Origin of the sequence: Croceibacterium sp. TMG7-5b_MA50 (assembly GCF_039830145.1) — a bacterium.
Taxonomy (GTDB): Bacteria; Pseudomonadota; Alphaproteobacteria; order Sphingomonadales; family Sphingomonadaceae; genus Croceibacterium.
In genome coordinates this window covers 556,366-579,886 of the sequence record NZ_CP156082.1, presented here as the reverse complement: position 1 = coordinate 579,886, position 23,521 = coordinate 556,366, and the positions used below count along the sequence as shown (strand labels likewise).

Here is a 23,521-nt window from a genome sequence, read left to right as displayed (position 1 = left end):
TTACTCGGGTCGCACCATCACCAGGCTGGCGTTCGTGCCGCCGAAGCCGAAGCTGTTGTTCAGCACGGCGCGCACTTCGCGCTTCTTGGCAGTGTGCGGCACCAGGTCCACGCCGACGCAATTCTCCGACGGATTGTCGAGGTTGAGCGTCGGCGGCACGATCTGGTCGCGCATGGCGAGGATGCAGAAGATGCTTTCGACAGCGCCCGCGCCGCCCAGCAGGTGGCCGATGGCTGACTTCGTGCTGCTCATCGACACATTCTGCATCGCATCGCCGAACAGCCGGCGAACCGCGCCCAGTTCAAGCTCGTCACCCAAGGGTGTCGAGGTGCCGTGGGCGTTGATGTAGTCGATGTCGTCCGGCGTCATGCCCGCCTTCTTCAGCGCCATCTGCATGGAGCGGAACGCGCCCGAGCCTTCCGGGTGCGGCGCGGTGACGTGGTAGGCGTCGCCCGATAGGCCATAGCCCACGACCTCCGCATAGATCTTCGCGCCGCGCGCCTTGGCGTGTTCGTATTCCTCAAGCACGACGACGCCGGCGCCCTCCCCCATGACGAAGCCGTCGCGGCCGACGTCGTACGGGCGGCTCGCCTTCTCGGGCGTGTCGTTGAAACCGGTGGAAAGGGCGCGCGCCTGCGCGAAGCCGGCGATACCGATCGGGCACACGGTGCCTTCCGCGCCGCCCGCGAGCATGATGTCCGCATCATCGTCGCGGATCATGCGCGCGGCATCGCCAATGGAGTGAGCGCCGGTAGAGCAGGCGGTGACGACCGCGTGGTTCGGGCCCATCAGGCCATACTTGATGGAAACCTGCCCACTGATGAGGTTGATGAGGCGCCCGTGGACGAAGTGCGGCGAGACGCGGCCGGGACCCTTCTCCGCCAGAACGAGCGATTCCTTCTCGATCCCGGGCAGGCCGCCGATGCCCGAACCGATGGAGCAGCCGGCACGCAGGCGGGTCGCCTCGTCCATGTCGGTGAGGCCTGCATCCTCGATCGCCTGGCCGGCGGCATCGATGCCATAGACGATGAAGGGATCGACCTGGCGCTGAACTTTGTGGTCGACGCGCTTGTCGGGATCGAAGCCGTACTCGTGATCCTTGCCCTTCACCTCGCAGGCGATGCGGCACTTCTGGTCCGAAGCGTCGAAGCGGGTAATCGGGCCCGCGCCGCTCTTCCCGGCGATCAGGTTGGCCCATGCCGTCTCGACATCCGCACCCAGCGGAGTCACCAGACCCAGCCCTGTCACGACCACTCGCCGCATAACGATCCTCTCAAACTTCTCGCGTGTCAGCCACAAAAGGCAAAGGCCCAGCCGCCGGTCAAGCACCGGGGCCGAGCCTTGCGAACCCGTCCGCGCCGGCGCAGGGCCGGCGCGTCGGAACGGGCCGTGGCGGGCGTAGCCCTTAGCCCCCGGACCTTAGCCCTTGTGCTCTTCGATGTACTTGTTGGCGTCGCCAACCGTATTGATCTTCTCCGCGGCGTCGTCCGGGATCTCGACCCCGAACTCTTCCTCGAACGCCATCACCAGCTCGACGATGTCGAGGCTGTCGGCACCCAGATCGTCGATGAAGCTGGCGTCCGGCGTGACCTTGTCCTCTTCGACGCCCAGATGTTCGACGACGATCTTCTTCACGCGGTCGGCGGTATCGCTCATGATGTGCCCTTCTTGCAGAACTTGGGAAGCTTTGTGGTTGGCCCAGCCACTAGTGAACGCCGCAAGGCGTGGCAAGTGCCGGGCCGCTGCGCTGATGCGGGGGTTTCAGGCGCCTGCCTGATCCACCCGCACCTTTTCCGCGGCCGGTGCGGCATCCGCCGCCTTGGCCGCTTCGGGCGCAAGACGGATGTGGACGTCGCGCAACTGGCGCGGGCTGACCGGGCTGGGGGCGCCCATCATCAGGTCCTGCGCCCGCTGGTTCAGCGGGAAGGCGATGACCTCACGAATGTTCGGCTCGTCCGCCAGCAGCATCACGATGCGGTCGATGCCCGGCGCGGAGCCGCCATGCGGCGGGGCGCCCAGCTTGAACGCCTCGATCATGCCGGAGAAGTTCGCATCGACCTCCTCCCGCGCGTAGCCGGCGATCTCGAACGCCTTGTACATGATGTCCGGGCGGTGGTTCCGGATCGCGCCCGAGGACAGTTCGTAGCCGTTACAGACGATGTCGTACTGCCACGCCAGGATGTCGAGCGGGTCCTGCGTCTCCAGCGCCTCCAGCTCGCCCTGCGGCATGGAGAAGGGGTTGTGGCTGAAATCGACCTTCTGCTGTTCGTCGTCATATTCGAACATCGGGAAGTCGACGATCCAGCACAGCTTGAAGCAATCCTGTTCGATCAGGCCCAGCTCCTCGCCCACGCGGGTGCGCGCAGCACCGGCCAGCTTGGCGGCTTCCTTCTCCTTGCCCGCGGCGAAGAACAGGCCGTCGTCGGGGCCGAGGCCGAGCGCGTCGTAGAGCGCGGCCATCTTGTCCGGCCCATGGTTCTTGGCGATCGGGCCGCCGAACTCGCCGCCCTTGCGGGTGACGTAGCCCAAGCCGGCGAAGCCTTCGCGCTTTGACCAGTCGTTCATGTCGTCGAAGAACTTGCGGCTGCGATCGGCGGTGTTCGGCGCGGGGATCACGCGGACCACGCCGCCGCTGCCGACGATCTTGGCGAAGATGCCGAAGCCGCTGTCGGTGAACTCGCCCGACACGTCGGTGATGACCAGCGGGTTGCGCAGGTCCGGCTTGTCGCTGCCGTACTTCAGCATGGCCTCGCGGTAGGGGATGCGCGGGAAGCTGCCGGCGGGGGTGACTGCCTTGCCGCCGCCGAACTCCTCGAACACGCCGGCCAGTACCGGCTCGATCGCGTTGAACACGTCGTCCTGCGTGACGAAGCTCATCTCGAAGTCGAGCTGGTAGAATTCCGGGCTGCGGTCAGCGCGCAGATCCTCGTCGCGGAAGCAGGGCGCGATTTGGAAGTAGCGGTCGAAGCCCGCGACCATCAGCAGTTGCTTGAACATCTGCGGCGCCTGCGGCAGCGCGTAGAAGGTGCCGGGATGCAGGCGGCTGGGCACGAGGTAGTCGCGCGCACCCTCCGGACTGGAGGCGCCCAGGATCGGCGTCTGGAATTCGGTGAAGCCCTGCCCGATCATGCGTTGGCGCAGGGAGGAGATGACCTGGCTGCGCAGCACGATGTTGCGGTGCAGGCGTTCGCGGCGCAGGTCCACAAAGCGGTACTTGAGGCGGATCTCCTCCGGATATTCCTGCTCGCCCGCCACGGGCAGCGGCAGCTCCTCCGCCCGGCTCTGCACAGTGACGCCGCGGGCGAACACCTCGATCGCGCCGGTCGGCAGGTTGGCGTTGACCGTTCCTTCGCTGCGCGCCTTCACCGCGCCGTCGATGGTGACGACGCTTTCGACCCGGAGCGATTCCAGCACCGGCAGTGCCGGGCTGTCGCTGTCCGCGACGATCTGGGTGATGCCGTAATGGTCGCGCAGGTCGACGAACAGCACGCCGCCATGATCGCGCTTGCGATGGATCCAGCCCGACAGGCGCACGCTCTCGCCGACATGGTCCTGCCGCAGCGCGGCGCAATTGTGGGTCCGGTAGGTATGCATGGGCGCGCTCCATAGCGGAAGCTGCGGGCGGGACAAGCGCGCCTGCGCCACCCGACAATCGCGCGCGGGGTTATTGGCGGAAACGCCGCGGCGCGCTAACGGCACACGCTTATGAAGATTCATCCGCTGATCACGGATACGCAGGCGCTGGCCGACCTGTGTGACCGGCTTGCGCAAAGCGACTTCGTCGCCGTGGACACAGAGTTCATGCGCGAGAACACCTATTATCCGCTGCTCTGCCTGGTGCAGATCGGCAACGAGGAGGAGGCGGCCGCGATCGATCCGCTGGCGCCCGGCATCGACCTGGCGCCCCTGCTGGAGCTGCTGACCAATAACGAGGACGTGCTGAAGGTCTTCCACGCGGGCGGGCAGGACGTGGAGATCATCTACAACCTGACCGGGCGCACGCCGCACCCCATCTTCGACACGCAGATCGCCATGATGGCGATCAGCCAGTCCGAACAGATCGGCTACGCCAATCTGGTGGAGGCGTGGCTGAGCAAGACGATCGACAAGGGCGCGCGCTTCACCGACTGGAGCCGGCGCCCGCTGACCGAACGGCAGATCGAATATGCGATCGGCGACGTCACCTACCTCGCCAAGATCTTCCCGCGCATCCTGAAGAAGCTGGTCAAGACCGGGCGCGGCCAGTGGCTGGACGCGGAGATGGAGCGGCTGGCCGATCCCGCGAACTACGCCAACGACCTCGACACCGCATGGCACCGCATCCGCCCGCCGGGCCGCAGTGCCGCCGTGCTGGGCCGGCTGAAGGCGCTGGCCGCGTGGCGGGAGAAGGAGGCGCAGGGCAAGGACATCCCGCGCGGCCGGATCATGCGCGACGAGACGCTGGCCGACCTCGCCAGCCATCCGCCGCGCAAGCAGGAAGAGCTGGCCAAGGTCCGCGGCCTTTCTCAGGCATGGCGAGACAACGATATCGGTCGGCGCCTGATGAAGGTGCTGGAGAGCGCCGAGGACCTGCCCGCCGACGAGATGCCCGACCGGCCGCAGCGCGGACCTGCGCTGGGCAAGGAGGGCGCGCTGGTGGCGGACCTCCTGAAGCTGCTGCTGAAGATCCGCAGTCGGGAGATCGACGTCGCCAGCCGCCTGCTGACCCGATCCGACGAACTGGAGCAACTGGCTGCCGGCGTGCGCAAGCTGCCGGTGCTGGAAGGCTGGCGCTACGACACGTTTGGGCGCGACGCGCTGGACCTGGTGGAGGGCAAGCTGGCCTTCGCGGTCGAGAACGGGCGTTTGAAGATGACGCATATCGACGATGCCGCACCCGTTCCGCCGGTCGAAGCGCCCGCAGACGACGAGGCGTGAGCACCTACCTACCCACCATCAAGCAGCTGCAATATCTGGTGGCGCTGCACCAGTCCGGCCACTTCGGACGCGCGGCGGAGGCTTGCTTCGTGTCGCAGTCCACATTGTCGGCCGGCATTCGCGAGCTTGAATCGCTGCTGGGCGTGACGCTGGTGGAGCGCAGCCGGCGCGTGGTCCGCTTCACGCCGCTGGGCAACCAAGTGGTGGAGAAGGCACACCGCCTGCTGCGCGAGGCGGAGGAGCTGTCCGATCTGGTGCAGTCCGCCGGCAAGCCGCTGGCCGGCGAATTACGCATGAGCGTCATCCCGACGATCGCGCCCTTCCTGCTGCCGCGCATCCTGCCGCGGCTCAGGCGCGAACGCCCGCAATTGCGGCTGTTCCTGCGCGAGGAGACGACGGACGCCGCGCTCGATTCGCTTCAGCAGGGGCGGGCCGATTGCGTGCTGCTGGCGTTGCCCTATCCCACGGGCGAGATCGAGCATGAGCATATCTGCGACGATCCGCTGCTGATCGCGCTGCCACAGGACGATCCGCGCGATCCGCCGGGCAGCGTTGCGCCGGCGACGATCGACGAGGGACGGTTGCTGCTGCTGGAGGATGGCCATTGCCTGCGCGAGCACGCCGTCGCCGCATGCGACCGGCCGGGCCTGCGCGCCAGTGCCACCATGATCGGCACCAGCCTGCACACGCTGGTGCAGATGGTGGACAATGGCCTTGGCGTCACGCTGCTGCCGCAGATGGCGGTCGATGCCGGCATCCTGAACGGTACCGCCGTGACCGCGCGGCCCCTCCAATCGGATCACGCCAGCCGCGAAATCGCGCTGGTCTGGCGCAAGAACAGCCCGCGAGCGGATGAATTCCGCCTGCTGGCCGAGGAACTCAGGGCGGGATGAGGAACGGCCAGCCCGGCGAGAACCGGGCTGGCCATCCGGGACGTCAGCCGGGCACTTCGCCGGTGACGGGAGCGCCGGGGAACAGCAGGTCGAGCAGGTCCTGCAGGACGTCGACAGCCGTACCTTCCGACCCCGCGAGCGTGATCAGCGGGTTGCCGGCCAGACTGATCTGTAGCAGCTGATCCGGGTTGATCGAAATTTCCAGCAGGCTGACATCCACGCCCGGTTCGAAAGCGAAGCGGTCGGAACCGATAAAAGTGCCGAGCAGGCCGAAGTCGAAGTCGGTGATAACATCGTTGCCGCCGCTGCCGACCCAGAACGTATCGACACCATCGCCACCCGTGAAGGTGTCGTCGCCAGTGCCGCCGCGCAGCGAATCGGCACCGTCGCCACCGTACAGCTCGTTGCCATTGCCGCCGTAGACGCGCAGCGTATCGTTGCCGTACCCGCCGTAGAGGTAGCTGGCCCCGCCCGTACCGATGACGGTGCCGGTCAGGGTATCATCGCTCCTGGGACCGAGAAGACCCGGATCCACGCCATCATCGCCATACAGCTCGTTGAAGTGGGTCGAACCCTCCGCCCCGAACACAGTGGCGGAGATGTTGTCGTTCCCGGTGCCACCCTCGGCATAGTTGTAAGCCGTCGTGCCCGCCCCGCCGGTTGTGGTGGCGTTCATGGTGGCAGTGTCGTCACCCGCACCGGCATACACTTCCTGCCACAGCAGGCCGCCGCTGTTCAGCGCCGCTGTCATGGAGATCGTGTCGTCACCGCCGCCACCGACGGCATAGGTTTCCAGCAGCGTGTCCCTGAACGGATTGGTCAGGGTGGTGTTGGTGGTGATCGTGTCATTGCCAGCGCCGCCATCGGCAACGGACCCCAGGTAACGAGATGCGGCGTTTACCGCGACGGCCAGCGTGTCCCTCCCGGCCTGCCCGTATTGGTAGATCAACAGGTCATCGGAACGATTGGTCAGTGTCGTGGTGATGCTGTCATTGCCACCGCCACCGTTCAGGGTGTTGTTGTTGTAGGTGGTGGTGATCGTGTCGGCGTCAGTTGTGCCGGTATAGGTCGCATTGTCTGCGATTCCCTGGATCACGGCGAAGATCGTATTCTTCTTTGCCATCTGAAGTCTCCCAACGAACCATGTGGCTGACGGGCCGCGCCAGCCCGCCTTCAGCCATTAATCACATTTGAGGAGACTGGTGCCACGAAGTATGTTGCTTTGTATTCCACGCGACAGTGCTTTAGCAGACACAATTTCCTGTTGTTGCTTGCGAATCGCTCATCTGTTCGTCGACAATACTTTGTCTGATGTCAGACGCGCTTAGGCATCTTACGGCAGTGATGCGCTGCGTGAGGAACCTTTGGTCGGGTCGGGGCTTGTTGCGCCCAAACAAAAACGCGCCGGCGATGGGGATCGCCGGCGCGCTGCGCATTATTTTAGGAAAGTGCGGCGGATCAGGCGAACAATTGCGCCTGATCGGTCACGGTGACACCCTGCAGCAGCACGGTGGCACCGTCGCCAAAGGTCACCAGTGTGTCGGACCCGCTGGCCGTGATCGAGCCGATCGTCTGGCCATTGATGAGGTTGAAGATGTCAGTACCCACCGTGAAGTCGGTGATGGTGTCGTTCCCGCCGTTCAGGTCGAACATGAACGTGTCGGCGCCCGTGCCGCCTTCCATGATGTCCGTCCCTGTGCCGCCGAACAGGACGTCCCTGCCGGCCTCGCCGTACATCTCGTTGTAGAAGCCATCGATCGTACGCAGCACGTCATCGCCGGTGCCGCCATTCAAGTAGCTTTCGCCATAGGCGTCACCCACCGTCCGGCCGACCAGCACGTCGGCACCGGCGCCGCCGAACGCGACATTGTACACGTAGTCGTCTGCATCGCCCGAACCCGTCACGAAGATCGTGTCGTTGCCCGAGCCGCCTTCCGCGTAATTGCTGGCGAGGAACACATCGGTATCCCCCAGGACGCGCGCCGTCATGTTGATGAAATCGTTGCCGTCGCCGCCATAGGTCTCGTTGGTGATGTTGCCACCATTCACGCTCATCAGAGTAGCATCGACGAACAGCTGGTCATCGCCGTTGCCGCCGAGAAGGAAGTTCTCGTTCAGCGCCACGTCGGCGTTGGCATCCATGTTCACGATGTCGTTGCGGACCTGCAGCAGGTCATCGTCATCGCCGCCTTCAAGCTGCGTGAACGAGTAATAGGTCGACGCGCGGATCAGCACGGAGAGCGAGTCACGGCCCGCGCCGCCGAATTGAAATGCGTACAGCTCGCCAGTGTAGCCCGAGCCGATGAAGCCGGTGGTCAGCGTATCATCGCCATCCTCACCATACAGGGAAGAACCGTTGTTGCCGCTGTTGAGCTCGTCATCGCCATCGGTGCCGTACAGAGTCTCGAAATCGGCGGTAGTGTTGATCATAAGGTTACCCTCCTGGTACGGTCGCACGAAGGCACGCCCCCAAACGACGTCCGTCGTGGGACCGAGCGCAACGTCGTGATTGATGAACGTTTGTCTGCTCGCGACGTCGGGTAAACGCGCAGCCCGCGATCAGGTCCAGTCTTTAAGAGGGCTCGTCTACAATCGAGACATCACCCGTTTGTTCTATTTCGGTACAGCGATTTGTCGGGCTGAAAACTAGACGCGGACTGGCCGGAACAAAGCTGCTTTCAGAGCGTAATTACTTCCCCCCTCAGCCTTCAGTCCATGTGACGAAGGCCGACACGCAGGTAGTCCCACCCGGTCACCAGCGTCAGGATGGCCGCGCCCCACAGGCTCGCAAGACCGCACAACCGGATCCATGTCTCTGCCGGCAAAGCCCCGGCCAGGATCAGGGCGCCGAGCGCCACCAGTTGCAACGTCGTCTTCCACTTGGCCAGTCGGCTGACCGGCACGCTGACCTGGAGGCCGCCCAGAAATTCTCGCAGGCCGGACACCGCGATCTCCCGGATCAGGATGATCAGGCCGGCCACGACATGCAGGTCGCCCACCACCGGACCGGTCAGCTGCCCTTTCGCGGTCAGCACCAGGATCACCGCAGCGACCATGATCTTGTCGGCGATCGGGTCCAGGAAGATGCCAAGTTTGCTCACCGCCCCGCTGGACCGGGCGAGCAGCCCGTCGAAATAGTCGGTGATGCCCATCAGGCAGTACAGCACGAAGGCGAGCGCATAGCCCGCCTGCCATGCCGGCCACCACAGCAGGGCGGCGAGCAGGGGGACCGCGACGATGCGCGACAGGGTGAGGAGGTTGGGCAGCTTCAGCATGGTTCCACCTGCCCTAGCGCCTGATGCGGCGGACAAAAAGCGCTGTTGCCGCTTGTTCTTGGCCAGCGGCGGGTTAGGACACGGGCCGTCATGCTGACTTCCCTCCATTTGCTGCGCAAGCGGCGCTTCCTGCCGCTGTTCGCAACGCAGTTGCTGAACGCCTTCAACGACAACCTGTTCAAGAACGCGATGGTTCTGTTCGTTGTCTACACCTTCTACGATTCGCAGGCGGAGGAGGCGCAGTTCAGCGCCATCGCGTCCGGCGTGTTCATCCTGCCATTCTTCCTGCTCTCGGCGCTGGCAGGACAGCTGGCCGACCTGACGGACAAGGCGGCGATCATTCGCCGGGTCAAGGCGGCGGAGATCGGCATCATGCTGGTGGGCGCCGCCGGCCTTTACCTCGCCTGGCAGAGCGGGCGTGACAGTCCGCTGGCCCTGCCTCTGCTGCTGACCGCCCTGTTCGCGATGGGGATTCACTCCACCTTCTTCGGCCCGATCAAATACGCCATCCTGCCCCAACACCTGAAGCGGGAGGAGGTGCTGGCCGGCACTGGCCTGGTGGAGGCCGGAACCTATATCGCCATTCTGGCGGGGACGATCCTGGCCGGATACATCTCCGTCAAACTGGCGGCGGGGATCGTGATCGTGGCGGCGCTGGTCGGCTATGTCACCAGCCTGCAGGTGCCGCCCGCCCCGCCTTACGAGCGCAATGGCCGGGTGGACCGCAATGTCATCCGGTCCTCCATCACGCTGATCCGCAACACCATGCACCAGCGGGAGGTGTTCCTGGCGATCCTGGCGATCAGCTTCTTCTGGACCATCGGCGCGGTGCTGTTCATCCAGTTCCCGCCGCTGGCCAAGAACGTGCTTCATGCCAGCAAGGAGGTCGCCAGCCTGTTCCTGGTAATCTTCTCCATCGGCGTGGCAATCGGATCGGTGGCAATCAACGCCCTGTTGAAGGGCGAGGTGTCAGCCCGCCATGCGCCGGTGTCGGTCCTGTTCATGGGGGCGTTCGTGGCCGGGTTCTATTTCGTATGCCGCGCCTGGGAACGGCAGAGCCTACCACCGGGATTGCTGGACGTGCCCGGCTTCCTGGTGCAGCCGCTCGCCCCATTGGTGCTGGGCACCCTGCTGTTGATCGCAGTGGCGGGCGGGATGTTCGTGGTGCCGCTCTACGCATTCCTCACCACCAAGTGCGATCCCGCGCAGGCCGCGCGCACGGTCGCGGCGAACAACATCGTCAATTCGGGCGCGATGGTCGGCGGTTCATTGCTGGCAGGCGGCTTGTCGGCCGCGGGTATCCCGCTGGTCGAGCAACTGCTGCTGAGCGCCGCCATGTCAGTCGTGTCGGCGTGGCTGGGGCTGATCCTGCACCGGGCAGAACGGGCAGCGCCGGCGGCGGCGTGATCTACTTGCCGCCGGGCTGTTCCAAACTGCCTTCGATCGCCAGCTGCCCACGACCGTACAGATAGCTGGGATCGAAGGTCGCGAACTCCTCCAGCTGCTGACGATCCTGGACGTAGAGCGTACCACGGCGCAGTTCGCCGATGCCTTCCTTGCGCAGCTGAGCCAGCGCGCGGTTCATGTGGATGGCGGTCGTCCCACACATGTCGGCGAGATCGGCCTGGATCAGCGGGGTGCGCACACTGTCCGTCCGGCCAAGCCCCACCTGATCGAGCCGATACCAAAGCTCCGCAAAGACATGCGCTACTCGGCGGGCCGCAGTCAGCTGTTCCAGCTTCATGATCCATTCGCGGTGGATCGCGGCATCCAGCAGAGTGGCGAACCACAGGATCCGCGCCAGATGCGGCTCGTTAGCGACCACTTCGGTCAGGCGGTCATGCGGAACGTAGCCGACCTTGACCGGACCGGCGCTGACCAGATCGTGGTCCAGTCGGCGCAGGGCAAAGCCGTGCAGGTCGACGAAGTCGCCGGGCACCTGCAGGCCCAGGATGAAGCGGCGGCTGCCATCGGTGCCGGTGCGCATCATGTAGCCATCAATCAGGATCGTGCTGCGGCTGACCAGCTCGCCCCGGCGCAGCACGGTGGTGCCGGCTTCAACGTAAGCCGTTTCGGTCACGAGGCTTTCCAGCAGCGCGCGTTCCTGTTCGCGGATGGCATGGCGCAACCGCCCCATCAGGAACCGGCCGGTCAGCGGGTAACGCTCGACCTCGGCCGCGATCTCCTCGGCATCGATCATGGTGCGCTGCATTTCCTGAGAGCGGCCCTGCGGTGCGCCCTTCATGCGGCGGTGCCCGAACCGGGGCGGTTGCCGCGGGTGTCGAGCCGGACGACCGCCCGATCCTCCAGCCATTGCACCAGCTGCGCGCTGCCCGGCCACCACTGGCCATCCGGCGGATTGATCATCGCCTCGTCGGCGTCGCTGGGCTCGCGCAGCTTGCGCCATTGGCCCGGCTGCTGCTCACCCGGTTTCGCCGGAGCGATCAGGCCCATGAGGGCGAAGGCGCGCAGCCAGCGTTCGGGCGCAGGCTCGCCCCAGCGGGCGTGGAACTGCGCGGCATCGGCCAGCAGCGCATCGATCTGCGCCAGCGGCGGCACCGCCCGGCTGCGATATTGGTGCAAGGCACCGGCCCCGGCGATCCATCTCGGTCCCATGCCCCGTTCGGCAGCACGGCGTGCGAGATCAGCCTCCCCCACGGACAGCGTAGCGTAGCCTTCATCGAAGCCGCCGAGCGAGGCGAGCTCGGCCTCCTTGACCGCCCAGTTCATGCCCCAGACGCCAGCGGCCTCCCCGGACAGATCGATCGGACCCATCGGGACTGCCGGCCGATCCGGATGTTGCTGCATCCCATCTACGGCAGCGCCGTCGGCATCAGGCGGCAGGAAACCAAGTTCACCCGCCACGATGCCGCGCAGGCCGCGGGCGAAGGCGGTGGCGTAATCATCGAGGGTGGTGGGCGTAACCATGCATTGCGGGTCCAGGAACACCAGCACATCGCCCTGCGCCTCTTGCGCCAGCGCGTTGCGGATCGCGGTGGGACTCGTATCGTCGGGCATGCGCAGCTTGCGGATGGGGAAGCTCGCCTGTGGCAGACGCAGCCGCGCATCGCACGGCACGGCCACGATCACCTCGCGGGGCGGACGATTACCGGCCCGCAGCGATTGCAGCGTCCGGCTGAGTGCCGCCGCAGCCGGACTACCCTGCGTCACCAAGTCGCCGCCCGCCAGGTCGAAGGGTGCCGTCCATGCAATGCAGACCGAGATAGTCATGATCGACCCGTAAACTCCTGCCCCAGTCACCTAACGCACTCAGATACGTCCGAAATCAGGACAGTCTGGGAAGGTGAGACCTCGGACACGTTAACCTGTTAGACAGCTGCCGTGTTCCCGCCCCAACCTAAATTAATGCGCGTCAAGTAGGGCACACAGCCATGGTTCACGAAGCGCCGCTTATCTGCTTGAACCGGCGCCATGACGAACCCCTCAACCGATATTCCGGCAGTGCTGGTCACCGGCGGTGCGCGCCGGATCGGCGCGGCCTTCGCGCGTGGCTTCGCCCAGGCGGGCTGGCACGTTGTGATCCATTGCCAGGCATCGATCGACGCGGCGGAGGAACTGGCCGCCGGGCTACCCAGCGCGGAGGTTGTCCGCGCTGACCTGGCCGATGGGGAGGCATGCCGCCGGCTGGTGCAGGAACTCGCCGCCCGGCTGCCCCGCTGGCGGGTGCTGGTGAACAATGCCGCCCGCTTCGGCGAAGCGGCGGAGCCAGAAGATGCGATGGCCTTGTACCGCGTCAACGCGCTGGCTCCGGTCACGCTGGCCGAGGCCTTCCTGCAATTGCCGGAGGTGGCGGATGGGCGCCGCGTGATCCACCTGACGGACCAGAAGGTCGCGCACCCCAATCCCGACTTCCCGCACTACACTATGACCAAACACGCGCTGTCCAGCATCGTCGCAGGGCAGCAGATGGCGCAGGATCAGGCGGGCCGGCCGCAGGATCGGGTGCTGGCGCTGGCGCCGGGCGCGATCTTGGCAAGCCTTGACCAGAACGATGCCGAGGCGGAGCGGACGCACCGGCTGAATCTGCTGCGTCGCCGCGTGACTCTGGACGACATGGCCGGCGCGGCGCTGCTGCTCGCCACCGGGCCACTGGCGGGCGGGCAGACCCTGTTCGTCGATTGCGGGCAGCACCTGCTGCGCCAGCCCCGCGACGTGATCTTCATGGACCCAGGCGGAGCAGCTGCATGAAGAGACGTCACGCCTTCGCCACCCGGCTGTGGCACTGGCTGAACGTGCTGTGCCTGGCGGTGCTGCTGATGAGTGGGCTCAACATCTCCAACGCGCATCCGTGGCTGTATTGGGGCGACAGCGGGTTTCAGCCGATGCGGGCCTGGGCCGCGTTGCCGCGATTTCCCCACTGGATGACCATCCCCGATCATTACAGCCTGGCCGCAGCGCGCGACTGGCATGTGCTGTTCGCGTGGGTCTTCGCGCTGGGCCTGCTGCTGTTCATGGTGGCCAGCCTCGCCAACCGCCATTTCAAGCGCGACCTGGTGACACACCGGCGCGAGTGGCGCCCAAGGGCGGTGCTGGCAGACATCGGCGCGCATCTGCGGCTGCGCTTCGCCGCGCTGCACGGCGGCAAGTACAACTTCCTGCAGAAGCTGAGCTATGGCGTGGTGATCTTCATCCTGCTGCCGCTGATGATCGCCACCGGCATGGCGATCAGCCCGGGGGCGGATGCCGCGTGGGGCTGGCTGGGGCAGGCACTGGGCGGACGGCAGAGCGCGCGCAGCCTGCACTTCATCGCCGCCACGCTGCTGACGCTGTTCACTATCGGGCATGTGCTGCTGGTGCTGCTGTCCGGCCCATGGGGACAGGTCAAGGCTATGATCACCGGCGGGAGGGCTGACGATGAAGCGGCGTAACCTGCTGGCCGGGCTGGCGGCGACATTGACCACGGGCTGCACCAGGATCGGGGAGACCGCGCCCTTCGCATGGGCGGTGGACCAGGCGGAGGGGCTGCACCGTCTGGCGCACCGCGCCATGGGCGGGCCCCGCCCGCTGGCGCGCGAATATCCCGTCAGCGCCATCTCCGCCGATTTCCGCGGAAATGGCAGCACTGACGTCAATACGCCGCTCTATCGCGCGCATCAGGCAAACGGTTTCGCCGACTGGCGGTTGCAGGTCGGCGGGCTGGTGGAACGCCCGCTCAGCCTGTCGCTCGCCGACATTCGGGCATTGCCGCAACGCACCCAGATTACCCGGCACGATTGCGTCGAGGGATGGAGCGCGATCGGCCAGTGGACCGGCCCGCAGCTAGGCCCGATCCTGGAGAGCGCGGGTGTGCGGGCGGAGGCGCGCTACATCCTGTTCCGCTGCGCCGACCTGCTGTACGGCGCGCCCTATTACGAAAGCTGCGACCTGGCCGATGCGTGGCACCCGCAGACGATCATCGCGCATCGGCTGAACGGGGAGCCGTTGCCGGTCAAGAATGGGGCACCGCTACGGCTGCGGCTGGAACGGCAGCTTGGCTACAAGCATGCCAAGTACCTGACCGGGATCGAGGCGGTCGCCAGCCTGGATGGCATCGGTGACGGCAATGGCGGCTTCTGGGAAGATCGCGGATACCAGTGGTATGCCGGCATCTGAGTCAGTCGGCAGGTATCAGGCGGTCCGTCATCATCCGCTCGCTTAGCAGCGGCGCGACCATGGCACTGGCGGCAGGGCCGGTCAGTTGCGGATGCAGGAACGGCACGGCAAGGCTTTCCACGGCGGCGGCGTAGGGTGCCCATGTTTCCGGCACCAGTTGCGGCTTATCGCCATGGTCCAGGGCGGCGCGGATGTGGACCAGCGTACCGGTGAAGCGCCGGTGGTGATGCCCGCGCACCAGCCGGTTGTTGTCGAGCACCACCCTGACCACGCCATCCAGCGCGTCTGCCGGCAGGCTGCCAAGGAGAGACGCGCTGCCGCGCAGGAACGCGGTTACCTGTTCCCGCGTGGTGAGGTCAGGATGCGCCTCCGGATCGAGGCCGGCGATCGCCAGCAAGGCGCGCAGGGCCTGCGCCTCCGTCGGCTCGGCCTCGGCCCGCCAGCAATCAGCGGGATAGGCATCGAGCAGAGCGAGGAGCCCGACATCGCGCCCCATGTCCTGCAGCGCGACGGCCACCGCCTGGGCGATCAGACCGCCGACCGACCAGCCGGCGATGTGTACCGCGCCGTCGGGCGCAGCCGCGTCGATCCGCCGGGCATAATCCTCCGCCAGCAGCCGCAGGCTTTCCGGCGGAGGCACCGCCGGGTCAAGGGCGGGTGCCTGCAAGCCATAGACCGTACGATCCGGGCTGAGGCTGGTGGCCAGGGTGCGATATCCCCAGCAAAGCCCGCCGGCCGGATGTACCAGGAACAGCGGCGCCTTCTCCCCACGCGCCAGTACGATCAGCGGGCCGAGACCGTCATCGCCGCCGCCCGCCGCGTCGATTCGTGCGGCGAGGCCGCGGATATCCGATACCTCGAACAGGGTGGCGAGACCGGGATCTTGCCCCCACTCCTCCCGGATACGCAGCAGCAGGTCCACCGCCAGAAGTGAATGCCCGCCTAGTGAGAAGAAGTCGTCCGTGACGGCCAGCGGGCCATGCAGCTCCAGCACGGCGACGAACAGTTCCGCCAGCCGCCGCTCCGTCGGTGTGGCCGGGGCGTCGCCCGCCTCGCCCGCAAAGTCGGGCGCGGGCAGAGCACGGCGGTCCAGCTTGCCATTCGCCGTCACCGGCATGGCTGCAATCGGCACGAACAGGTTCGGCACCATGTATGATGGCAGCCGCCTCGCCAGCGCCGTGCGCAGCCCTTCCGGATTGTAGCCCGCGTTCGGCACCAGCCACGCGACCAACCGCTCCTCCCGGACCAGCACCACCGACGCCGCGGCGAGACCGCTGTCGGCAATCGCCGCCTCGATCTCGCCCAGCTCGATGCGCAGGCCGCGCAGCTTCACCTGATTGTCGGCCCGCCCCAGGAACTCGATGGCACCATCAGGTCGTCTGCGGGCGAGGTCGCCAGTGGCGTAGAGCCGCTCGCCATCGCGGGTGATGAACCGCTCCGCCGTCAGGTCGGGGCGGCCGAGATAGCCGCGCGCCAGTTGCGTGCCGCCCAGGAACAACTGCCCGGTCACGCCTGGCGGCACCGGATGGAGGTGCTGGTCGAGCACCAGCAAGCTGGTGTTCCAGACGGGATGGCCGATCGGTACCGGTCGGCTGCGATCATCCGGCCCGGCCGGCCAGAAGGTGACGTCCACCGCAGCCTCCGTCGGGCCGTAGAGGTTGTGCAGCTCGCCCGCTATGCGCGCGTGGAACCGGTCGCGCAGTTCGGCCGGCAGCTCCTCCCCGCTAGTGAAGGTCCGCCGGATGACGAGGCCGGCGCTCTCCGGCGCGGAGAGGAACGCGGCGAGCATGGAGGGCACGAAATGCAGCGTCGTGATCCGCTCCCCCCGAATCAGCCGTGCCAGCGCCACCGGATCGCGGTGCGCGTCCGGCGGGGCGATGACCAGCGTGGCGCCGCGGATCAACGGCAGGAAGAATTCCCATACCGACACGTCGAAGGTCGCGGGTGTCTTCTGCAGGATGCGGTCGGCGGCGGTGATGCCGTAATGATCGGCCATCCACAGCAGGCGGTTCACGCTGGCGCGGTGTTCCACCACCACGCCCTTGGGCACGCCGGTAGAACCGCTGGTGTAGATGACGTAGGCGGCGTCTGACGGCATAACGCTGCCGCTGGGTGCGCCCTCCCCCGTCCAGTCCGATGGAGGGAGCAGCCGTTCGCCGTACAGCCCGTGCGGATCGTCGGCCGCCAGCACCGCCGCCGGCCGCGCGCTGTCCAGGATCGTGGCGATGCGGTCCGCCGGGTGGTCCAGGTCCAGCGGCAGGTAGGCGCCGCCCGCGCGCAGCACGGCAACCAGCGCGACAACCAGCTCCACCGATCGCGGCAGCGCGACTGCGACGATGCTTTCCGGCCCGACGCCGCGTGCCTGCAAGGCAACGGCCAGCGCCGCCGTACGTCGATCGAGTTCGGCGTAGGTCACGTTCGCGCCATCGAACCGCAGGGCGACCGCCTCGCCCCCATCCTCGAATGCCGTCTCGATCAGCGCGGTCAGTGTGGTGTCCGGCACGGGGTGTGCGGTCTGGTTAAAACAGTGCAGTTCCCGCTCGGCTTCCGCCGGGGTGGCGGTGGGTACTTCGGCGAGCCGCTCCGCCGCCAGCGCGTTACCGAGGAACACCGCCAGCCGCGTGCCATGCGCCTGCACGGCGTCGAGAGTGTAGAGAGCTGGGTTCGCGTCGACCTCGATCGAGAGCCCGCGCGCCGGGTCGCCCCGGAAGGTGAAGTGGATGTCATCCACCGGGCCGGTGCCGGTGACATGCAGCGTCACCTCCAGCCCGGCCATGCGCGGCGCGCGGTCATACGGCTGGACGTTTACCAAAGGGCCGTACAGCCGCCGGTCGCCGCCGATCAGGCCGAGGTCGCGGCGGACCTGTTCGGAGCGGTAGCGGCCATGCCGCCGGATTTGGGCAAGATCGGTGGCGACGGCGGACAGCCACTCGCGCAAGGGTGCGGTCTCCTCACCCCCCACCCGCAGCGGCAGGACGTTCATCACCATCACGGGCACGCGGGCCGATGCGCTGCCCATGCGGCCCATGTGCGGAACACCGACGACGACCTCCTGCTGACCGACGAAGCGCCGGCAATAGGCGGCGGTCAGCGCGGTCAGCAGGTCGGGCCAGGCTAGCCCGCTCGACCTAGCGTGATCCAGCAAGGCCGCGCAGAGCGGGCGCGGCAAGGCCGCCGCCGTGCGGTGGAAGGTGTGCGCGGTCGCCGCCCGGCCGGGCGCCATGCCCGCGACATCGTCGATCCCAGAGAGGTAGTCGCGCCACCACGCGCCGTCGGCCACCCGGTCGGCAGAGGCGCGGTATGCGGCATCCTCCGCCAGCAAACCGATCAGCGGCGCCAGCGCGCGCCCGCCAGAATCCTGCCCGGCCACATAGCGGCCATACAGCTCCGCAACCCGCGCGGTCAGCAGCACCATGCCATAGCCGTCGATCGCCAGGTGATGCACCTGCTGCGCCCAGAGATGCCGTTCCGGCGCGAGCCGGTAGAGCACCTGCCGGGCGAGCGGATCGCAGGCGGGGTCCACGGCACGCGCTATGTCGGCCCGGATCAGTGCCAGCGCCGCGGCGTGGGAGTCCGCCGCCGCAGAACAATCGACCTGCTGCAGTTCCGGGGCGGCCCCTGTCGCCTGCTGGCGGCCGTCGCTGCCGATCCGCAGCCGCAACGCCTCCGCCTCCTGCCCCGCCTGCGCCACCGCGCGCGCGAGCGCCGCCACGTCGAGCGGGCCGGCCAGGTCGAGATACTGGCCGGTGACGAAGATGGGGTTGGCCGGATCGAGCCGCTGGGCCCAGAACAGCCCTTCCTGCGCCTCGGTCAGGGGAAACGTGGTCAAGAGCCCCGCCGCTCCTCCACCAGCACCCACAGGCCTGCCAGCGTGGGCACTTGGGCGAGGTCGGCAAAGTCGAGCGGGATCCCCAGCTCTTCCCACTCCATCGCCAGGTTCATGGCGCGCATGGAATCGAGCCCCTGGTCCAGCAGGCTGATGTCGGGGTCGAGCTTGTCGGTGCCCAGGAACTCGGCGACCTCGTCACAGAAGGTGGCGTAATCCATCATCGGCCGGCTCCCTCAGCATCCAGCATCTGCGCCCGCAGGCTCGCGCGCAATTCTCGGCGGCTGACCTTGCCGACGGCCGTGGTCGCGAAATCGGGCACGAACACGATCTGGTCGGGCACCTTGAACGCCGCGATCCCGCGCCCACGCATCCACGCCTTCAGCGCCGCCGGATCGGGTTCGCCACCATCGGCGATGATGAAGGCGCAGCTGCGTTCGCCCAGGAAGCGGTCGGGCAGCGACACGACGGCGGCATCGAACACCTGTGGGTGCGCCAGTAGGTGATCCTCCACCTCCTCCGCGCTGATCTTCTCGCCCGCGCGGTTGATGTGGTCGGTGGCCCGGCCCTGCACCTCCAGGTAGCCGCCGGGCAGGCGACGCACCATGTCGCCCGTGCGGTAGAAACCGTCGGGCGTGAAGGCGCGGGCATTGGCCGCGGGATCGTCGTGATAGGCGCGGATCGTGTAGGGGCCACGGGTCAGCAGGTGGCCGGTCTCGCCATCGGGCACGGGATTGCCAGCATCGTCCAGCACCAGCACCTCGTCATCCGGGCTGATCGCGCGCCCCTGCGTGGTGGTGACGATCTCCTCCGGATCGTCCAGCCTTGTGTAGTTCACCAGCCCTTCGGCCATGCCGAACACCTGTTGCAGCGTGCAGCCGAGTTCGGGCCGCACGCGGCGCGCCGCCTCCGCCATGAACTTGGCGCCGCCTACCTGCAGCACCTGCAGGCTGGAGAGGTCATGCGCGGTCCGCTTGGCCGCCTGCAACCACAGCAGCGCGAGCGGTGGGACGAGCCCGGTGATCGTCACCCGCTCCCGCTCGATCAGCGGGAACACCACATCGGGCGTCGGTGCGGGGGCCATCACCACGGTCGCCCCGGCCATGATCGCGCCGAAATGGCCGGGGCTGCTCATCGGGAAATTATGCGCGGCGGGCAGCGCGCAGAGATAGACGCTGTCGGCGGTGACCCCGCTGATCTCGTTGCTGCCCCGAATGGAGTAAAGGTAGTCGTCGTGCGTGCGCGGGATCAGCTTGCTAAGGCCGGTGCTGCCGCCGCTGATCTGCACCAGCGCCACCGATGACGGGCTGACATCCGCCACCGGCAGTTCCGCCTCCGCGCCACTGCCGAAGGGCTCGCTGCCGGGCGCGATGACGATCGTGTGGCGCAAGGTCGGCACCTGCGCCTGCACGGCCGCGGCCATCGGCGGGTAGTCGAACCCGTCATGCCGCTCCGCCACCACCAACGCAGCAGCCTCGGCCTTGTGGGCAAAGTGGGCAATCTCGGTCTCGCGATGCGCCGGCAGGGCGAAGACCGGCACCAGATTGGCGCGCATCAGGCCGAAGGTGATGCTGAGAAATTCCGGTACGTTCGGCAGCTGCACCACCACCCGCGCCCCCGGCGCCAGGCCCAGTGCGACAAAGCCGGCAGCGGCCAGGTCGATCCGCCGGCCTAGCTCGGAATAGCTCCAGCGCTCTCCCCCGCCGCCGATCACCGAAACGGCGTCGGCGCTTTCGGCGGTGCGTCTGGCCAGCAGCGCGCGGAAGGTCTCGCCCTGCCAGTAACCCCGCGCACGGTAGCGTTCTGCCAGCTCGTCGGGCCAAACCTGTTGCAGCGGGACCGTCACGCGTCAGTTCCTTGTTGCTAATCGTTCGCGCCTTTATGGCTGACGCACGGCCTTGGCAACCTGCGCGGATGCTGGACAGGGCGCAGGTGTCGTGGCAGGCGCGCTGCCGATGAGCAGCCAGCCCAATTCCTTCCGCAACCAGCCGGACGAGCGCGGCCATTTCGGCCAGTTCGGCGGACGTTACGTGGCCGAGACCCTGATGCCGCTGATCCTCGACCTGGAGCGTGAATATCGCGCGGCCAAGGCGGATCCGCGCTTCCAGGAGGAGTTCGACGACCTGCTGGAACATTATGTCGGCCGGCCCAGCCCGCTCTATTTTGCGGAGCGGCTGACCGATGCCCTGCGCGCCGACGCGCCGGCCGGCATGGGTGCGGACATCTGGTTCAAGCGGGACGAGCTGAACCACACCGGTGCGCACAAGATCAACAATTGCATCGGCCAGATCCTGCTGGCGATCCGCATGGGCAAGACGCGCATCATCGCGGAAACGGGCGCCGGCCAGCACGGCGTGGCGACCGCCACGGTGTGCGCCCGGTTCGGCCTGCCGTGCGTGATCTTCATGGGCGCGACGGACGTCGCCCGCCAGCAGCCCAACGTGTTCCGCATGAAGCTGCTGGGGGCAGAGGTCGTGCCGGTCACCAGCGGCGCCGCCACGCTGAAGGACGCGATGAACGAGGCGCTGCGCGACTGGGTCGCCAACGTCCACGATACCTTCTACATCATCGGCACCGCCGCCGGCCCGCACCCCTATCCGGAGCTGGTGCGCGACTTCCAGAGCGTGATCGGGCGCGAGGCGCGCGAGCAGATGCTGAAGCGGACCGGGCGATTGCCCGACCTGCTGGTTGCGGCGATTGGCGGCGGGTCCAACGCGATCGGACTGTTTCACCCGTTCCTGGACGATGCCGACGTGAAGATGCTGGGCGTGGAGGCGGCGGGCTACGGCCTCGACCAGAGGCATGCCGCATCGCTGGCGGGCGGCGCGCCGGGCATCCTGCACGGTAACAAGACCTACCTATTGCAGGACGAGGACGGCCAGATCACCGAAGGCCATTCGATCAGTGCGGGCCTGGATTATCCCGGCATCGGCCCGGAACACGCCTGGCTTAAGGAAAGCGGCCGGGTAGATTACACCGCTGTCACCGATTTCGAGGCGCTGGACGCCTTCCAGTTGCTGTGCCGGACGGAGGGTATCATCCCCGCGCTGGAACCCGCCCATGCTATCGCCGCGATCGTGCACCGCGCGCGGGAGATGCCACGTGACAGCGTGATCCTGGCCAATCTGTGCGGCCGGGGCGACAAGGACATCTTTACCGTGGCCGAACGGCTGGGCGTCAAGATTTGAAGTTCCTGACCGCCCTCGCGACCAGTTTCGCCCTGTTCTTCACGGCGCTGACGGGCGCACGCCTGCTGACACGGTACCTGCTGTCGCGTGGCGTCACCGTGGGCATGAACGACCTTATCGAAATTGCCATCGGCGCGGCCATCATCGCGCTGGGCTCAACCTTGCTGGGGCGCGCATGACCCGCTTCGCCGATACTTTTGCCAAGGGGCGCCCTGCCCTGATCTGCTTCCTGACCGCGGGCGACGGCGACACCGCCGCGAACCTGGACGCGCTGGTCGCGGGCGGGGCCGACGTGATCGAGCTGGGCATGCCCTTCACCGATCCCATGGCCGATGGTCCCGCGATCCAGGCGGCGGACATCCGCGCGCTGGCGGCAGGCACCACGACGGCGAACGTGCTGGCGATCGCCACGGCCTTTCGCCAGCGTCATCCTACCGTGCCGCTGGTGCTGATGGGGTATGCAAATCCGATGGTGCGGCGCGGGCCGGACTGGTTTGCAGCCGCCTGCAACGCCGCCGGTGTTGACGGCGTGATCTGCGTGGATCTCGCGCCGGAGGAGGATGCCGATCTCGGCCCGGCGCTGCGCGGCGTTGGTATCCAGCTGATCCGCCTTGCCACTCCCACCACCGACGATGCGCGGCTGCCCGCCGTGCTGGATGGCGCGGGTGGGTTCCTTTACTATGTCTCGGTCGCCGGGATCACCGGCAAGCAGCAGGCCGCCATGGCCTCCATTGAAGAGAATGTGATGCGTCTGAAACAGCAGACAGACTTGCCTGTCGCCGTCGGCTTCGGGGTTCGAGAGGCGGCACAGGCCGCCGCCATCGCCCGCGTGGCCGATGCGGTGGTGGTCGGCTCCGCCTTTGTCGAGCTGGTCGGCCAGCATGGCGCCGCCGCGCCGCAGCACCTGCAGGCGCTCGCCACCTCGCTGTCGACGGCGGTGCATGGGGAGGCGCGGGCATGAGCTGGCTCAGCCGCGTCCGCAACTCGCTGCCTTTCGCGCCGCGCCGCGACACACCCGATAATCTGTGGGTGCGCTGCCCGAACTGCAACGAGATGCTGTTCGTGAAGGAGTACGAGGCGAACCTGTATGTCTGCCCGAAATGCGATCATCACGGCCGCATCGGCGCCGACGCTCGGCTCGCCCAGTTGCTTGATCCGGGATACAGCCTGCTGCCCGACCCGACGGTGGCCGACGACCCGCTGAAATTCCGCGATACCAAGCGCTATCCCGACCGGCTGAAGCAGGCGCGCGCCAGCAATCCCCATTGCGACGCCTTCACCGCCGCCAGCGGGACGATCGAGGGCCACCGCGCGGTGGTCGGCGTGCAGGACTTCACCTTCATGGCTGGTTCCATGGGGCAGGCGGTGGGGCAGGCCTTCTGCAACGGGGCGGAAGCCGCCTTGCAGGCGGCAGTGCCCTACATCGTCGTCACCGCGGCCGGCGGCGCGCGCATGCAGGAGGGCATCCTCAGCCTGATGCAGATGCCGCGCGCGACGGTGATGACCCGACGGCTGAGGGAAGCGGGGCTGCCCTACATCGTGCTGCTGGCCGATCCCACGACAGGCGGCGTCACCGCCAGCTACGCCATGCTGGGCGACATCCACATCGCGGAGCCCAACGCGCTGATCGGGTTCGCCGGGCAGCGGGTGATCCAGGAAACGATCCGCGAACAGCTGCCGCCAGGCTTCCAGCGGGCGGAGTACCTGCTGGAACACGGCATGATCGACATGGTCGTCCACCGGCGGGAGTTGCGCCCGACGCTCGCCCGCCTGCTCGCCTATCTCTCGCCCGCGCAGGTCGGCTGACCA

Annotated in this window: 21 protein-coding genes; 10 read left to right on the top strand and 11 right to left on the bottom strand. The window is 67.1% G+C overall.

Translation table 11 applies throughout. The features are described from left to right. The 3 genes from fabF to aspS all read right to left on the bottom strand — a co-directional run bounded on the left by fabF (nucleotide 1) and on the right by aspS (nucleotide 3,594). Entirely contained in the window at nucleotides 1-1,263 is a 1,263-nt protein-coding gene (gene fabF, locus V5740_RS02910; RefSeq protein WP_347303591.1) for a beta-ketoacyl-ACP synthase II, read from the bottom strand. Between the two features lie 156 nt (nucleotides 1,264-1,419). Beyond that, a complete protein-coding gene (locus tag V5740_RS02905; RefSeq protein ID WP_039094202.1) occupies nucleotides 1,420-1,656 on the bottom strand; it encodes an acyl carrier protein in 237 nt (78 codons plus the stop codon). 105 nt (nucleotides 1,657-1,761) lie between these two features. Beyond that, nucleotides 1,762-3,594, bottom strand: coding sequence for an aspartate--tRNA ligase (gene aspS, locus V5740_RS02900; protein WP_347303590.1), 1,833 nt, complete (start codon nucleotides 3,592-3,594; stop codon nucleotides 1,762-1,764). 111 nt (nucleotides 3,595-3,705) lie between these two features. On the opposite strand from aspS, the gene rnd reads away from it, so the two are divergent. Both rnd and V5740_RS02890 read left to right on the top strand, forming a co-directional pair. After that, a complete protein-coding gene (gene rnd / locus V5740_RS02895) occupies nucleotides 3,706-4,917 on the top strand; it encodes a ribonuclease D (protein WP_347303589.1) in 1,212 nt (403 codons plus the stop codon). Beyond that, a complete protein-coding gene (locus V5740_RS02890; protein ID WP_347303588.1) occupies nucleotides 4,914-5,810 on the top strand; it encodes a hydrogen peroxide-inducible genes activator in 897 nt (298 codons plus the stop codon). Before rnd ends, V5740_RS02890 begins: the two co-directional genes overlap by 4 nt. Before the next feature lie 43 nt (nucleotides 5,811-5,853). Here the strand turns inward: V5740_RS02890 and V5740_RS02885 are convergent, their stop codons facing one another. The 3 genes from V5740_RS02885 to pgsA form a co-directional block, all read right to left on the bottom strand. Next, entirely contained in the window at nucleotides 5,854-6,933 is a 1,080-nt protein-coding gene (locus tag V5740_RS02885; RefSeq protein ID WP_347303587.1) for a hypothetical protein, read from the bottom strand. A gap of 335 nt (nucleotides 6,934-7,268) precedes the next feature. Further along, on the bottom strand, nucleotides 7,269-8,240 hold the full coding sequence (locus V5740_RS02880) for a calcium-binding protein (RefSeq protein ID WP_347303586.1): 972 nt from the start codon (nucleotides 8,238-8,240) through the stop codon (nucleotides 7,269-7,271). Between the two features lie 278 nt (nucleotides 8,241-8,518). Beyond that, nucleotides 8,519-9,085 (bottom strand): CDP-diacylglycerol--glycerol-3-phosphate 3-phosphatidyltransferase, encoded by a 567-nt coding sequence (gene pgsA, locus V5740_RS02875; protein WP_347303585.1) that lies wholly within the window; start codon nucleotides 9,083-9,085, stop codon nucleotides 8,519-8,521. Nucleotides 9,086-9,175: 90 nt separating this feature from the next. Between pgsA and V5740_RS02870 the strand changes: the two genes are divergently transcribed. Beyond that, nucleotides 9,176-10,492: an MFS transporter gene (locus V5740_RS02870; protein WP_347303584.1), complete on the top strand. Its 1,317-nt coding sequence runs from the start codon at nucleotides 9,176-9,178 to the stop codon at nucleotides 10,490-10,492. A 1-nt stretch (nucleotide 10,493) separates the two neighbouring features. Here V5740_RS02870 and V5740_RS02865 read toward each other — a convergent pair whose 3' ends face one another. Both V5740_RS02865 and V5740_RS02860 read right to left on the bottom strand, forming a co-directional pair. Then, nucleotides 10,494-11,330, bottom strand: coding sequence for a Crp/Fnr family transcriptional regulator (locus V5740_RS02865; protein ID WP_347303583.1), 837 nt, complete (start codon nucleotides 11,328-11,330; stop codon nucleotides 10,494-10,496). Further along, nucleotides 11,327-12,316, bottom strand: coding sequence for a glycosyltransferase family A protein (locus V5740_RS02860; protein WP_347303582.1), 990 nt, complete (start codon nucleotides 12,314-12,316; stop codon nucleotides 11,327-11,329). Before V5740_RS02860 ends, V5740_RS02865 begins: the two co-directional genes overlap by 4 nt. Before the next feature lie 201 nt (nucleotides 12,317-12,517). Here V5740_RS02860 and V5740_RS02855 point away from each other — a divergent pair, with 201 nt between their 5' ends. From V5740_RS02855 to V5740_RS02845, 3 genes are read left to right on the top strand one after another with little or no spacing between them, the layout of a single operon-like run. Continuing rightward, nucleotides 12,518-13,294, top strand: coding sequence for an SDR family oxidoreductase (locus tag V5740_RS02855; RefSeq protein ID WP_347303581.1), 777 nt, complete (start codon nucleotides 12,518-12,520; stop codon nucleotides 13,292-13,294). Beyond that, complete coding sequence (locus V5740_RS02850; protein ID WP_347303580.1) at nucleotides 13,291-13,974, top strand: cytochrome b/b6 domain-containing protein; 684 nt, start codon at nucleotides 13,291-13,293, stop codon at nucleotides 13,972-13,974. The genes V5740_RS02855 and V5740_RS02850 overlap by 4 nt, the downstream gene beginning before the upstream one ends. Then, the gene (locus V5740_RS02845; protein ID WP_347303579.1) at nucleotides 13,961-14,698 is read left to right on the top strand and encodes a molybdopterin-binding protein; all 738 of its coding nucleotides are present in this window, start codon (nucleotides 13,961-13,963) and stop codon (nucleotides 14,696-14,698) included. Before V5740_RS02850 ends, V5740_RS02845 begins: the two co-directional genes overlap by 14 nt. Before the next feature lies 1 nt (nucleotide 14,699). Here V5740_RS02845 and V5740_RS02840 read toward each other — a convergent pair whose 3' ends face one another. The 3 genes from V5740_RS02840 to V5740_RS02830 are packed head-to-tail and all read right to left on the bottom strand — an operon-like array spanning nucleotide 14,700 to nucleotide 20,370. Next, nucleotides 14,700-18,527 (bottom strand): amino acid adenylation domain-containing protein, encoded by a 3,828-nt coding sequence (locus V5740_RS02840; RefSeq protein ID WP_347303578.1) that lies wholly within the window; start codon nucleotides 18,525-18,527, stop codon nucleotides 14,700-14,702. Then, nucleotides 18,524-18,748 carry a phosphopantetheine-binding protein gene (locus V5740_RS02835; RefSeq protein ID WP_347303577.1) on the bottom strand — a complete coding sequence of 75 codons (225 nt, stop codon included), beginning with the start codon at nucleotides 18,746-18,748 and terminating at the stop codon, nucleotides 18,524-18,526. Before V5740_RS02835 ends, V5740_RS02840 begins: the two co-directional genes overlap by 4 nt. After that, entirely contained in the window at nucleotides 18,745-20,370 is a 1,626-nt protein-coding gene (locus V5740_RS02830; RefSeq protein ID WP_347303576.1) for an AMP-binding protein, read from the bottom strand. The genes V5740_RS02835 and V5740_RS02830 overlap by 4 nt, the downstream gene beginning before the upstream one ends. 109 nt (nucleotides 20,371-20,479) lie before the next feature. Here V5740_RS02830 and trpB point away from each other — a divergent pair, with 109 nt between their 5' ends. The 4 genes from trpB to accD are packed head-to-tail and all read left to right on the top strand — an operon-like array spanning nucleotide 20,480 to nucleotide 23,518. Then, nucleotides 20,480-21,712 (top strand): tryptophan synthase subunit beta, encoded by a 1,233-nt coding sequence (trpB, locus tag V5740_RS02825; RefSeq protein WP_347303575.1) that lies wholly within the window; start codon nucleotides 20,480-20,482, stop codon nucleotides 21,710-21,712. Next, nucleotides 21,709-21,891, top strand: a complete 183-nt coding sequence (locus V5740_RS02820; RefSeq protein WP_347303574.1) for a hypothetical protein — start codon at nucleotides 21,709-21,711, stop codon at nucleotides 21,889-21,891. Before trpB ends, V5740_RS02820 begins: the two co-directional genes overlap by 4 nt. Beyond that, on the top strand, nucleotides 21,888-22,673 hold the full coding sequence (trpA, locus tag V5740_RS02815; RefSeq protein WP_347303573.1) for a tryptophan synthase subunit alpha: 786 nt from the start codon (nucleotides 21,888-21,890) through the stop codon (nucleotides 22,671-22,673). The genes V5740_RS02820 and trpA overlap by 4 nt, the downstream gene beginning before the upstream one ends. Continuing rightward, nucleotides 22,670-23,518 carry an acetyl-CoA carboxylase, carboxyltransferase subunit beta gene (accD, locus tag V5740_RS02810; RefSeq protein WP_347303572.1) on the top strand — a complete coding sequence of 283 codons (849 nt, stop codon included), beginning with the start codon at nucleotides 22,670-22,672 and terminating at the stop codon, nucleotides 23,516-23,518. Before trpA ends, accD begins: the two co-directional genes overlap by 4 nt. Nucleotides 23,519-23,521: the final 3 nt, after the last annotated feature.

Coding starts and splice junctions, on each gene's coding strand:
- fabF (WP_347303591.1), bottom strand. CDS start 1,263: ATGCGGCGAGTGGTCGTGACAGGGCTGGGTCTGGTGACTCCGCTGGGT.
- V5740_RS02905 (WP_039094202.1), bottom strand. CDS start 1,656: ATGAGCGATACCGCCGACCGCGTGAAGAAGATCGTCGTCGAACATCTG.
- aspS (WP_347303590.1), bottom strand. CDS start 3,594: ATGCATACCTACCGGACCCACAATTGCGCCGCGCTGCGGCAGGACCAT.
- rnd (WP_347303589.1), top strand. CDS start 3,706: ATGAAGATTCATCCGCTGATCACGGATACGCAGGCGCTGGCCGACCTG.
- V5740_RS02885 (WP_347303587.1), bottom strand. CDS start 6,933: ATGGCAAAGAAGAATACGATCTTCGCCGTGATCCAGGGAATCGCAGAC.
- V5740_RS02880 (WP_347303586.1), bottom strand. CDS start 8,240: ATGATCAACACTACCGCCGATTTCGAGACTCTGTACGGCACCGATGGC.
- pgsA (WP_347303585.1), bottom strand. CDS start 9,085: ATGCTGAAGCTGCCCAACCTCCTCACCCTGTCGCGCATCGTCGCGGTC.
- V5740_RS02870 (WP_347303584.1), top strand. CDS start 9,176: ATGCTGACTTCCCTCCATTTGCTGCGCAAGCGGCGCTTCCTGCCGCTG.
- V5740_RS02865 (WP_347303583.1), bottom strand. CDS start 11,330: ATGAAGGGCGCACCGCAGGGCCGCTCTCAGGAAATGCAGCGCACCATG.
- V5740_RS02860 (WP_347303582.1), bottom strand. CDS start 12,316: ATGACTATCTCGGTCTGCATTGCATGGACGGCACCCTTCGACCTGGCG.
- V5740_RS02855 (WP_347303581.1), top strand. CDS start 12,518: ATGACGAACCCCTCAACCGATATTCCGGCAGTGCTGGTCACCGGCGGT.
- V5740_RS02850 (WP_347303580.1), top strand. CDS start 13,291: ATGAAGAGACGTCACGCCTTCGCCACCCGGCTGTGGCACTGGCTGAAC.
- V5740_RS02845 (WP_347303579.1), top strand. CDS start 13,961: ATGAAGCGGCGTAACCTGCTGGCCGGGCTGGCGGCGACATTGACCACG.
- V5740_RS02835 (WP_347303577.1), bottom strand. CDS start 18,748: ATGATGGATTACGCCACCTTCTGTGACGAGGTCGCCGAGTTCCTGGGC.
- trpB (WP_347303575.1), top strand. CDS start 20,480: ATGAGCAGCCAGCCCAATTCCTTCCGCAACCAGCCGGACGAGCGCGGC.
- trpA (WP_347303573.1), top strand. CDS start 21,888: ATGACCCGCTTCGCCGATACTTTTGCCAAGGGGCGCCCTGCCCTGATC.
- accD (WP_347303572.1), top strand. CDS start 22,670: ATGAGCTGGCTCAGCCGCGTCCGCAACTCGCTGCCTTTCGCGCCGCGC.